12 protein-coding genes are annotated in these 11,298 nt (G+C 70.3%); 5 read left to right on the top strand and 7 right to left on the bottom strand.

Going from position 1 to position 11,298, the window contains the following annotated elements; genetic code table 11:
- Positions 1-1,500, bottom strand: a complete 1,500-nt coding sequence (locus ACHMXE_RS29785; RefSeq protein WP_395347755.1) for a DUF4331 domain-containing protein — start codon at positions 1,498-1,500, stop codon at positions 1-3.
- Between the two features lie 208 nt (positions 1,501-1,708).
- Positions 1,709-3,832 carry a glycogen debranching protein GlgX gene (gene glgX / locus ACHMXE_RS29790; RefSeq protein WP_395347756.1) on the bottom strand — a complete coding sequence of 708 codons (2,124 nt, stop codon included), beginning with the start codon at positions 3,830-3,832 and terminating at the stop codon, positions 1,709-1,711.
- A 221-nt stretch (positions 3,833-4,053) separates the two neighbouring features.
- Between glgX and ACHMXE_RS29795 the strand changes: the two genes are divergently transcribed.
- Positions 4,054-4,323 (top strand): hypothetical protein, encoded by a 270-nt coding sequence (locus ACHMXE_RS29795; RefSeq protein WP_203205600.1) that lies wholly within the window; start codon positions 4,054-4,056, stop codon positions 4,321-4,323.
- 34 nt (positions 4,324-4,357) lie between these two features.
- On the opposite strand, the gene ACHMXE_RS29800 is transcribed toward ACHMXE_RS29795, so the two are convergent.
- Positions 4,358-4,645, bottom strand: a complete 288-nt coding sequence (locus ACHMXE_RS29800) for a hypothetical protein (protein WP_203205599.1) — start codon at positions 4,643-4,645, stop codon at positions 4,358-4,360.
- Positions 4,646-4,849: 204 nt separating this feature from the next.
- On the opposite strand from ACHMXE_RS29800, the gene ACHMXE_RS29805 reads away from it, so the two are divergent.
- The 3 genes from ACHMXE_RS29805 to ACHMXE_RS29815 are packed head-to-tail and all read left to right on the top strand — an operon-like array spanning position 4,850 to position 7,994.
- The gene (locus ACHMXE_RS29805; RefSeq protein WP_209540678.1) at positions 4,850-5,428 is read left to right on the top strand and encodes a biotin transporter BioY; all 579 of its coding nucleotides are present in this window, start codon (positions 4,850-4,852) and stop codon (positions 5,426-5,428) included.
- On the top strand, positions 5,428-6,834 hold the full coding sequence (locus ACHMXE_RS29810; RefSeq protein WP_395347758.1) for an AMP-binding protein: 1,407 nt from the start codon (positions 5,428-5,430) through the stop codon (positions 6,832-6,834). The genes ACHMXE_RS29805 and ACHMXE_RS29810 overlap by 1 nt, the downstream gene beginning before the upstream one ends.
- Positions 6,831-7,994: an acetyl-CoA C-acyltransferase gene (locus ACHMXE_RS29815; RefSeq protein ID WP_395347759.1), complete on the top strand. Its 1,164-nt coding sequence runs from the start codon at positions 6,831-6,833 to the stop codon at positions 7,992-7,994. The genes ACHMXE_RS29810 and ACHMXE_RS29815 overlap by 4 nt, the downstream gene beginning before the upstream one ends.
- Here the strand turns inward: ACHMXE_RS29815 and ACHMXE_RS29820 are convergent, their stop codons facing one another.
- Genes ACHMXE_RS29820 through ACHMXE_RS29835 form a run of 4 tightly spaced genes read right to left on the bottom strand, consistent with a single transcriptional unit; the run spans position 7,995 to position 10,027 of the window.
- The gene (locus tag ACHMXE_RS29820) at positions 7,995-8,714 is read right to left on the bottom strand and encodes a nitroreductase family protein (RefSeq protein WP_395347761.1); all 720 of its coding nucleotides are present in this window, start codon (positions 8,712-8,714) and stop codon (positions 7,995-7,997) included.
- Positions 8,715-8,770: 56 nt separating this feature from the next.
- Entirely contained in the window at positions 8,771-9,322 is a 552-nt protein-coding gene (locus ACHMXE_RS29825) for a hypothetical protein (RefSeq protein ID WP_209540682.1), read from the bottom strand.
- Positions 9,323-9,353: 31 nt separating this feature from the next.
- Positions 9,354-9,581, bottom strand: a complete 228-nt coding sequence (locus ACHMXE_RS29830; RefSeq protein ID WP_395347762.1) for a hypothetical protein — start codon at positions 9,579-9,581, stop codon at positions 9,354-9,356.
- Positions 9,578-10,027, bottom strand: a complete 450-nt coding sequence (locus ACHMXE_RS29835; RefSeq protein ID WP_395347763.1) for a DUF4844 domain-containing protein — start codon at positions 10,025-10,027, stop codon at positions 9,578-9,580. The genes ACHMXE_RS29830 and ACHMXE_RS29835 overlap by 4 nt, the downstream gene beginning before the upstream one ends.
- A gap of 151 nt (positions 10,028-10,178) precedes the next feature.
- Here ACHMXE_RS29835 and ACHMXE_RS29840 point away from each other — a divergent pair, with 151 nt between their 5' ends.
- Positions 10,179-11,294, top strand: a complete 1,116-nt coding sequence (locus tag ACHMXE_RS29840; protein ID WP_395347764.1) for an ABC transporter substrate-binding protein — start codon at positions 10,179-10,181, stop codon at positions 11,292-11,294.
- The last annotated feature ends 4 nt before the right edge of the window (positions 11,295-11,298 follow it).

Here is an 11,298-nt window from a genome sequence, read left to right on the forward strand (position 1 = left end):
TCAGCGCGCGGCCGAGACCGAGGTCGAACCCGGCAGCGGCGTGTTCAGGTACGGGAAGGCATCGGGGAACTCCGTGGGGCTCTGCGCGGCGCCGTCGGTCAGAGGGGCACTGCCCGCGGGCGCGTCGGCCGGCTTGCAGCCGACCTTGAAGGTGTCGTTGGCACCGGTGGCCACGCACAGCACCCCCATCGCCACGCGCAGTTCGGCATCGACCACGTCGTCACCCGGCCGGCGTCCGTTCGGGAAGCCCGCGAGGTCGTTGCCGAGCACGCCGAGGTTGCTCTGGTTCGCCTTGATCGTGGGCACGATCGAGGTGTTGAGCCGCAGCATCTCCGAGGCCTTGACGTTGGCCGGCTTGTTCAGGCCCTCGACGCCCGTGAGGAAGGCCGCGACCAGGTCGGTGCGCGGGAAGTTCGTGGGCGCGGGCGCCTGGAACAGCGTCTGCACCAGCGCCGGCAGGGTCGGGTTGGTCACGTAGTCGGCGAACTGCGCGTCGTCCTGCGGCTTGGAGCTGTTGAAGCGGTCCTTGTCCTTCAGGCCGATCACCACCTCGTTGACCAGCGGCATGCCCAGTCGCGAGACCTGCGCCCAGGCACCGCCGTTGATCGCGGTGGTGCCGTGGCCGCTCTTGGGCGGGCTGGCGATCAGGCGGCCCTGGCGCACGCTGGCCGTGGTCCAGCCGCCCACGATCGGCTGGCCGGCCGTGGTGATGCACGAGATCGGCACCTCGAGCGCCATCGTCGTCACGTTCTTGCCGGCCAGCGCGTCGGGGTTGGCCGAGCTCGAGCCCACCGGATTGAGGTTGATCAGGTCGAACACCTGGCCCAGGGCCACGCTGAACGGGTCCTTGCGCTGGCCGACGAACACGCGGCCCGGCGTGGCGCAGCCCGGGATGTTGACCGTGTAGAGGTGCTGGTTGGCATAGCTGGCATAGCCGGTCGGGCCGCCGAAGGTCTTGTCGCCGATGTTGTCGGTGGGCTTGTCGAACTCGGTGCCGCCGCCGGCCTTGGTCACGGCCTCCACCTTGCCCTTGCGGCGGTCGCCGCGCACGATGTTGAGCGTGTAGGTCTCGCGCAGGTTGCTGGTGGCCTGGTTCGGCCCGCTGATGCCGCCGGCCTGCACCAGCGGAATCGACACCTGCTTGCCCGCGATCGGCAGCTGGATGTCGCGCAGCGTGTTCTTGAACCTGAACTGGAAGGTGATGTCCTCGACCGCGTTGCCGTCGGTGTCGAGGTGGATCTCGTACAGGCCGTTCGGGTCCATGGTGAAGTAGTTCGGGCCGCCGTACGGGCTCTGGTCGGGCTGGTAGTTCGCGATCAGCGTCACGAAGTCCTGGCGACCGGCTTCGTAGCTGCGGAACATGTAGAAGTCGGTGGCATCGAGCTTGGGCATGCCCGCGATCGACGGCGCCTCGCGGTGGCTGGATGCGATGGCACCCACGGCGGTCACGGCAGTCAGCACGAAGACACAGGCCCTCGCGGGCGGCAGGGAGAATTTCATCGGCATCACCTCGGTGTAAATGGTGGATTCGGCAGGCACGACTCGTCCGACGCGAACGTCGGCTCTGGATGAGTACGGGCCACAAGTTCAACCGGATGCGCTTTTTTACCGAGGGTATTCACCGCGCCGCGCGGGCGTGGAAGTGCTATACGCGCGCTCCCGCGAGGGCGCGCGCGGTGTCTGCTTGCGTCACCGGAATGCCGCGAACTCAGCGGCTCGCGAAGACCAGCACCGAGCGCCCGGTCGCGAGATAGTCGGCGCGCGCCGCGTCGTCGCCCAGGGCCGGATCGGCCGTGTCCAGCACCAGCGTCCACGCACCGGCGGGTGCGGCCGGCAGGGTGAAGGGCACGGCCTCGTGCCAGGCGTTGAACACCAGCAGCACGCTCGCGTCGTGCGCCGTCACCGGAATCGCCGACACCGGCGCGCGGCCGTCGAGCAGCAGCGCGAACGAGCGCGTCTGCGGATCGTCCCAGTGCGAGGGCTGCATCTCCTCGCCGGCCGGGGTGAACCAGGTCGAGTCCTTGGCGCCGATGTCCTCGAACCAGGCGCCGGCCAGGAAACGGTTGCGCCGCAGCACCGGGAATTCCTTGCGCAGCGCGAGCAGGCGGGCCGAGAACTCGCCGAGCGCGCGCCCCGCGTCGCCACCGGCCGTGGCCCAGTCCACCCACGAGATCTCGTTGTCCTGGCAGTAGGCGTTGTTGTTGCCCTGCTGCGTGCGGCCGAACTCGTCGCCGGCCAGCAGCATCGGCGTGCCCTGCGACAGCAGCAGCGTGGCCAGCAGGTTGCGCTGCTGGCGCGCGCGCAGCGCGAGCACGGCCTCGTCGTCGGTCGGGCCTTCGACGCCGCAGTTCCACGAGCGGTTGTCCGAGTGGCCGTCGCGGTTGTCCTCGCCGTTGGCCTCGTTGTGCTTGTCGTTGTAGCTCACGGTGTCGGCCAGGGTGAAGCCGTCGTGCGCGCTGATGAAGTTGACGCTGGCCCAGGGCCGGCGACCGCGGTGGTTGAAGCGCTCGCCGCTCGCGGTGAGGCACTGCGCGAGCTTGCCGGCCATGCCCTCCTCGCCCTTCCACCAGGCGCGCACGGTGTCGCGGAACTGGTCGTTCCATTCGGCCCAGCCGGGCGGGAAGCCGCCGACCTGGTAGCCGCCCGGCCCGATGTCCCAGGGCTCGGCGATCAGCTTCACGCTCGAGAGCACGGGGTCCTGCCGGCAGCTCTTGAGGAAGCCGCCGCCTTCGTCGAAACCGTGCGGCTCGCGCGCGAGGATGGTCGCGAGGTCGAAGCGGAAGCCGTCCACGCGCATCTCGGTCACCCAGTAGCGCAGGCTGTCGGTCACCATCTGCAGCACGCGCGGATGGCTGAGGTTCACCGTGTTGCCGGTGCCGGTGTCGTTGATGTAGTAGCGCGGCGTGTCGGGCAGCAGCCGGTAGTAGCTCGCGTTGTCGATGCCCTTGAACGAGATCGTCGGGCCGAGCTCGTTGCCCTCGGGCGTGTGGTTGTAGACCACGTCGAGGATCACCTCGAGGCCGTGCGCGTGGAAGCGGTCGACCATGTGCTTGAACTCGTCGATCTGCGGCCCGTCCATGTAGCGCGGATCGAGCGCGAAGAAGCCGATGGTGTCGTAGCCCCAGAAGTTGGTCAGGTCCTTCTCGAGCAGCGAGGACTGGTTCAGGAACATCTGCACCGGCAGCAGCTCCACGCTGGTCACGCCGAGCGCGCGGATCGGCGCCAGCACCTCGTCGCGCGCCATGCCCGCGAAGGTGCCGCGGAACTGCTCGGGCACCTGCGGGTGCTTCATGGTGAAGCCGCGCACATGGGTCTCGTAGAACACGGTCTCGGGCCAGGGCACGCGCAGCGCATCGGTCTGGGTCCACTCGAAGCGCGAATCGACCACCACGCACTTGGGCACCAGCGGCGCGCTGTCGCGCTCGTCGAAGCTCAGGTCGCCGTCGGCATGGCCCACGGTGTAGCCGAACAGCTCGGGGCCCCACTTCAGCTCGCCCATGTAGGCCTTGGCATAGGGGTCGAGCAACAGCTTGTGGTGATTGAAGCGATGACCCTTCTCGGGCTCGTAGGGACCGTGCACGCGCAGGCCGTAGCGCGCGCCGGGCTGCAGGCCGGGCACGAAGCCGTGCCAGATCTCGTCGGTGTACTCGGGCAGCGTGACGCAGCCGACCTGCGTGGTGCCGGCCTCGTCGAAGATGCAGACGTCGACCCGCGTGGCATGGGCCGAGAACACGGCGAAGTTGACGCCGTCGCCATTGAAGGTGGCGCCCAGCGGGTGCGCGGTGCCTTCGAGCACCGTCAGGGGGGTCGTAGCGTGAGGGGTGTCGGCCATGGCGTGTGGGTGATCGGGCTGGGAGTTGCGGAAAGGGACGGCAAAGTCTCCGTGTCCCCCGCGCCCGCGTGCGGCAGCACTTGGCGCGGCCTCGCGTAGGCGGCGCGCCCGTCATCCGCCGAGGCGGGTGCGGCTCGATAATGCGGCCCGTCGCCGGACCCGGAACCCCGGGCTCCCCGCCCGAGTCCACCACGGCTCCTTCGCAACCGCCTTCCCCTCCCATGACCGACAAAGAACGCCTCGACTACCTCCAGGGACAAGTGGCCGCGCTCAAGAGCTTCTGCCTCGCCCTGATGTCCTCGCACCCCAATCCCCGGCTGCTGTTCGACCGGATGGAGCGCTTCGGCAACCAGCAGGCGGGCATCCTGCTGGGCCAGCCCACGTCGGACGCGCTGCTGCAGGGCGCCGATGCCATGCGCGACCAGCTGCTGGCCTATGCGCGGGAGCTGCAGGCGGCGATCGACAAGAAGGCGGACGCCGACAAGGCCTGACGCCCGCGTTCGGCTGCAGCGGCGACCCGGGCCGCTATCGCGCGTCCAGCTCGGTCGAGGTCTCGAACTCGATGCCGCCGACGAACTTCTGCAGGACGTTGTAGATCAGGCAGCCGATGGCCACCGCGCAGTAGGCGAAGACCAGGTACATGAGCGGCGCGAGCAGCAGGAGCAGCAGCGACGGCCCGCTCTTGCCGGCCGGCTGCACCAGCGCGAACAGCAGCGCGAAGGGAATGAGGAACACCAGCGAGGTGACCGCCATCATGACGCCGAACACCTTGCCGTTCTGATGCGGCGAGAGCCGCGAGATCTGTTGTTTCATGGGGCGGCGCCTCCTCGCGCCTGGGGTCGAAATCGAACGGATAGCGTACCAGCGCGGGCCTGGCGGCGACGGTGTTACGCTCTCGGGCGCCCTCCTGCCCGCCCCCGTGCAGGCAGTGAAGGCCCAGCCACCCGCGGCCCGTCCGCCACGCAAGGAAGCCAAGGCCACGGCCTGCAGCGCAACCTTCCCCGACATTCCATTTCCATGTCCACCTCCACCCCGATCACCTCCTCCCGCACGCTGTCCTACGTCGCGCTGTTCGCCGCGCTGATCGCCGCGCTCGGCGCCGTCCCCCGCATCGACCTGGCCCTGGGCGTGCCGATCACCCTGCAGACCCTCGGCGTGATGCTCGCGGGCTGCCTGCTCGGACCGCGCCGCGGCTTTCTCGCGGTGGCGCTGCTGCTCGTGGGCGTGGCGCTCGGCCTGCCGCTGCTGTCCGGCGGCCGCGGCGGTCCCGGCGCGTTCGTGACGCCCTCCGCCGGCTTCCTCGTGGGCTGGCTGTTCGGCGCCTTCGCCTGCGGCTGGATCATGCGGCGCTTCGCCGCCGCGCGCGGACGCGCGCTGTTCGCCGCGGCGCTGGCCGCCTCGTTCATCGGCGGCATCGTCGTGGTCTACCTGTTCGGCATCGCGGGGCTGTCGCTGGTGGCCCACCTGCCGCTGCAGAAGGCGGCGCTCGCGAGCCTGGTCTTCGTGCCCGGCGACCTCGTCAAGTGCGTGGTCTGCGCGCTGGTGGTGCAGACCGTGGCGCGCGGCCTTCCGAGCTGGCGCCTCGATCGCGACTGATGACCGGCCCGGCGCCCGATTTCCAGACCGTTCACGCGCCGCTCGCCTGGTGGGCGCGGCACACGCCCGATGCCCTCGCGCTCGACGATGGCCACACGCGACTGAGTTTCGCCGCGCTCGCGGACCGCGTCGCAAGTGAGGCCGCCGCACTCGACGCCGCGGCCACGCCGACGGTCGCCTGGGCCAGCGCGAGCGCCTCGCCGGCCGACCAGTTGGTGAGCTTCCTCGCGATCCTCGCGAGCAACCGCACGGCGGCCGTCGGCGATCCCGACTGGCCCGAAGCCGTCCGCGACAAGGTAAGGGCGCGCATGGCGCAGCACCTGGGCGCGGCCGCCGGCATCGAGGAAGCGCGCGCGAGCACGCCCTTCTACATCGGCTTCACCTCGGGCAGCACCGGCGTGCCCAAGGGCTTCCGACGCACGCACGGATCGTGGACCCACAGCTTCGAGATCTGCGTGCAAAGCTTCGGCCCCGCCACCGGCACCACCGTGCTGGTGCCGGGCCGGCTCTCGCATTCGCTGTTCCTGTTCGGCGCGCTGCTGGGCCTGTGGACCGGCGCCGGCATGCGCCTGCAACGCCAGTTCTCGGCGGCGGCCGCGCTCGACACGCTGCAGCGCGGCCTCGCGGGCAGCCTGGTCGCCGTGCCCAGCCAGCTGCTGCTGATGCTCGAGCATGCGCAACGCCATGGCCTGGCGCCCATCACGGGCACGCGCCTCCTGATGATCAGCGGCGCCCCGTGGCCGCGCGCGCGCACCGCGGCGCTGCGCGCGCTGTTTCCCGCGGCGCGCATCGTCGAGTTCTACGGCGCCTCGGAAACCTCGTTCATCGCCTGGGCCGACAGCGACGAGGCCCTGCCCGACGACGTGGTCGGCCGGCCCTTCGCCGATGTCGAGCTCAGGATCGAGCCGCCCCTGCCCGGACTGATCTACGTGCGCAGTCCCATGGTGTTCAGCGACTACGTGACGCTGACGGCCGAGGAAGACGGCACCGCCGTGCTGCGCGACGGCGACTGGCTCTCGGTGCGCGACATGGGCCATGTGGATGCGGACGGCTTCCTGCACCTGGTCGGCCGGCAGCAGCGCATGCTGCTCGTGCAGGGCAAGAACCTGTTTCCCGAGGAAGTCGAGAACGTGCTGGCCGGGCATCCGGCGATCGCGGCCGCGTCGATCCAGGGGCTGCCGCATCCGCTGCGCGGCATGGAGGCCGTGGCCCTGCTCGCGCTGTCGCAACCGGTCTCACGCGAAGAACTGCAGGCCTGGTGCCGCGACCGGCTCGAGCCCTTCAAGCTGCCGAGGCGCTTCTACCGCGTCGATGCCTGGCCTCGCACACCGAGCGGCAAGACGGATCACGCCGCGCTGGCGCGACAGTTGGCCGACGCGTCCTCGGAGCCATGGAGCCGGCTGTGAATCCACCCGTGATCCTCGGCTGGGCCCGCAGCGCGGTGGTGCCGGTCGGCGGTGCACTCGGCGCGCTGGCCGCGCACGAGATCGGCGCACCGGTGCTGCAGGCCTTGCTGGCGCGTTCGGGCGTTCCGGCGCAGGCGGTCGATGCGGTCGTCGCCGGCAACGCGCTGGGCGCGGGCGGCAATCCCGCGCGCATGGTCGCGCTGGCCGCCGGCCTGCCAGACCGCATCGCCGCGCTGTCGGTCGACACCCAGTGCTGTGCCGGCCTCGATGCCCTGACCCTGGCCGCCGGCCTGCTGGCCAGCGGCAATGCCGCCATCGCGATCGCGGGCGGCGTCGAGGCCTGGAGCCGCGCACCGATCCGCCAGCATCGCCCGCGCGATGTCGGCGAGGCGCCCGTGCCCTACGACCGCCCCGCCTTCGCGCCCGATCCGGCGCGCGATCCCGACCTGCTGCTCGCCGCCGCGCGCCACGCCGCGCTGCATTCGATCGGCCGCGCGCAACAGGATGAGTTCGCCGCCCAAAGCCATGCGAAGGCGCTCGCATGGCGCGAACGCATGTCGCCGGAGATCGTGCCCATCGGCGCCGCCACCCACGACAGCTACGCGCGCGAACTCACGGCCTCGCGCATGGCCCGCATGCCGATCGAGGCGGTCGCCGACACGCTATCCGACCCGGTCGTTGCGCTAGAGATGGCCGTCAGCCGCCTCGCGATCGCCCCGCGCGCCGACGGCGCCGCCTTCGTGCTGCTCGCCACGCCGCAGGCCGCGGCCGCGCTGAAGATCGCGCCGCGCTTCCATTGGCTGGGTGGCACCTCGATCGGCGTGGCGCCGGAGATGCCGATGCTCGGCGCCTCCACCGCCGCCGAAGCCCTGCTGCGCCGCGCCGGCCTCGATGCGGGCGCGCTCTGGGGCGCGGAACTGCACGAGGCCTTCGCCGTGCAGGCGCTGTCGTTCATGCAAGCCCTGGGTTTGCAGCCCTCGCGTCTGAACCGCGGCGGCGGCGGCCTGGGCCGCGGGCATCCGATCGGCGCCTCGGGCGCGATCAGCCTGGTGCGCCTGCTCGCCGACATGCAGCACGATGCCCCATCGGGCGCGCACGGCCTCGCGGCGATCGCCGGCGCGGGTGGCCTGGGCGCGGCGGGGCTGGTGCAGCGGCTCTAGCTAGCGCATCACGCGGAAGAAGTCGTCGAGCGGCCGCCGCGCGGTCCGCACGGCGTTCTCGGGCGCCCGCGGATCGGCATAGCCCAGCGCCAGGCCGCAGACGATGTGGTGCTCGTCGCCCAGCCCCAGCGTCGAGCGCACCAGGCCCGGATAGGACGCGATCGCGCCGATCGCGCAACTGCCGATGCCCTGCGCGTTCGCGGCCATCATCAGCGCGAACAGGCACATGCCCAGGTCCATGTAGCAGCCGCTGCCCATGCGCGCATCGATCAGCACCAGCAGCGCCACCGGCGCATCGAAGAAGCGGAAGTTGCGCTCGAACTGTGCATCGCGCGCGGCACGGTCCTCGCGCGCCGCCCCCAGCGCGCCATAGAGCGCCTGCGCCGCCGCGACCTGGCGCCGGCGCAGGCTGTGCGGCATCGGGCGCGGAAAGTAGCTGTAGTCCTCGGCCTCCTGCTCGCCGTTGCGGAACGCGCCCACCAGCGCCGCGCTCAGGCGTGCGCGGGCATCGCCTTCGAGCGAGATGAACTCGCCGGGCTGCAGGTTCGCGCCACTGGGCGCGCGGCGCGCCTGGATCAGGAGCTGCTCGAGGCAGCCCTCGGGCAGAGCCTGGTCGGTGAAGCCGCGGGTCGAGCCGCGTTGCGCGAGCAGCGTCTGGAGTGCGAGGGGGTCGGGGACGGGAGAAGCGGCTGCCGGGTCGGAATCGAGGAGGCTGTGCATGCCGCATTTTCGCAAGCAATCGAGGACACGACCGGCTCCCAGCGGGGCAACCGCCCTCAGCACCTCGCCCTGAACTGCTGGTCGCGAACCTCCTTGCGCCGCTCCGCGATCCACGACTGGGATGCTCCGCTCTGCGGTTGCCGCGCCAGGCGGTCGTAGTACTCGACCTGCTGGTTGAAGTAAGCGCACCGCGAGGCATCCCCACCGCCGCCCGTCACGCCCGGCGTGCTCGCGCCGCGTTGCTCCATCGCCTGCTGCTGCACCGCATGGCCTTGCCGCGTCTGTTGGTCGGCAATCTGCACCTGCTGTTCCCACGACAAGCCGGCCGGGACCGACTCGATGCGTTCCACCAGCGCGCCGCGCTCACGGCAATGGGTCGACGACCAGAACCGCCCGCCGCTGTTGCTCACGCACAGGAACACCTGAGCCGCGCCGGCCGCATCGAGATTGCGCACCGGCGGCGACACGTCGACCACTCGGCCCTTGCCGTTGCCGCAGGGTTCGCTGCCGTACTGGTTGCCGCAGCGATAGACCTGCTGGGCATGCGCGACGCCGCCGACGCACAGAAGAATGAAAGCGATGGGGATGAGACGCATGAGGAGGTGCATGGATGAAGCCGCCGGGCAGACCATCTGGATTTCAAAGAGCCTTCGTGTAGAGAAACCGATCCTTCACCATCCAGACGATCACCGCCTTCGGCTGCCTCGTCAACGACAGCATGAACCCCGGATCGTTCGGCTTCATCCACAGCTGCATGCCACCCGCCACGGTCGTCGGCGGGCCGAGGGCGGCCACGAGAAAAGCCTCGACGTTCTCGGCGCCCAGCGCCTCCAGCTTCGCCGCGAAGCCCCGCTCCTCGGCCGTCATCGCCGCCAGTGCCTGCGCGTTCCTCGCCGCCGGCGATTGCCCGGATCGAATCCGTAGAGCAGGCGGTTCAGCACGCCGTTCGAACTCTCCACGCCCAGAATGCCCATCAGCTCCTCGAAGTAGCCCACCGCGCGCTCGCGTTCCTCGGTGTCCTCGTTCTCCCAGGCGGGATAGGCGGCCTTGAACGCGGCCATGAGCTTGTCCTTGGGATTCGGCCGGTCTGCGAGCGGCTGCAGCTGCATGGCCAGCGCATTGATGGTGGCCTCGAAGCGCAGGCGCGCCGGCTCGTTCATCGCGCCCGGGTACAGGGCTTCCGGCAGGAACTTCTTCTTGGCGATGAACGCGGACAGCGCCCGGGCCTGGGGGCCCGGCGGCGTGGAAGGCGAAGGTGGAGCGGCCATGGCGAGCTGACAGAAGAGGACGAGGGCGAGCAGGAAGACGCGCATGCCGCGCACCATACCTGCAGTCGACGCCGCCGGGCGCCCCCGCTTTCCCCACTCCCCGCATATCCATGCATGGATTTCTTCGTTGGTCCGGCACCGGCCGCTTCCTAGCATCGGCCATCCCTGTTCAGAGGCAGTTCCGCTGCCGGTCGCCATGTCCATCGAGAAGCTCTCCCCCTCCCGCGAATCCGCAACCGATGCGCTGCGCGCGCCCTCGCGCCGCGGCCTGCTGCAAACCCTCGTCTCGCTGGGCACGGTGGGCAGCCTCGGCGGGCTCGGCGCGGCCGCGCTCGTCGGCTGCTCGCGCGACGAGGCGAAGTCCGCTTCGGCCAATGCGCCGGCCGTCGTCAGGAAGACCGGCGACAAGGTCGCGTTCAAGTACCCCGACAACCCCTCGTTCGACCTGATCTACCTGGCCGACCAGCTCGGCTACTTCGAGGGCACGAACACGCGGCCGCAGTACGTGGGCAAGATCGCGGCGCCGCAGATCATTCCGCTCGTGGGCACCGGCGAGATCGACTTCGGCAGCCGCATGGTGCCGCTGGTGATCTCGGCCATCGCCTCGGGCGCCGACCTCAAGGTGGTGGCGGCCGGCGGCAAGACGCTGGAGGAAGCGCCGCACATGAAGTACTTCGTGCGCAAGGACTCGGGTATCTCCAAGCCCAAGGACCTCGAGGGCAAGACCATCGGCTTCAACAGCTTCGGCGCCTGCGCCGAGTTCGTGACCAAGAAGTACCTGCGCCAGCATGGCGTGGACGTGAACAAGATCAACTTCGTGGTGGTGCCCGACGAGCAGGCCGAGCAGACGCTGGTCACGCGCAACACCGACCTCGCGATCATCCACGCGCCCTTCTCGGGCCGCGCCGACCATGCCGACGCGCTGGTGCGGCTGTGGAGCGACTTCGACCTCGACGGCGGCCTCGGCGGCATGGCGCCCTACAGCGCGCACGGCCGCTTCATCCGCGAGCATCCCGAGGCGGTGCGCGACGTGGTGACGGCGCTGGCCAAGGCCGGCAACTGGGTCAACGCGAATCCCGAGGAAGCGCGCAAGCTGGTCGCCAAGCGCATCAACATGGACCTGCGGAACGTGGACCGCTACGCCTACGTCGAGGACCTGGTGGTGACCGAGCCGCCGATCGAGTACTACGTCGACATCCTGCAGTCCGAGGGCAAGATCCCGGCCGGCAAGGTGGCGGTGAAGGACGTCTACACGAACGAGTTCAACCCCTACGCGCAGGCGCCCTCGCAGCCCGCCGCGGCGAAGACCTGAGCGG

The organism is Variovorax sp. UC122_21, assembly GCF_044056785.1.
Classification (GTDB): domain Bacteria; phylum Pseudomonadota; class Gammaproteobacteria; order Burkholderiales; family Burkholderiaceae_C; genus Variovorax.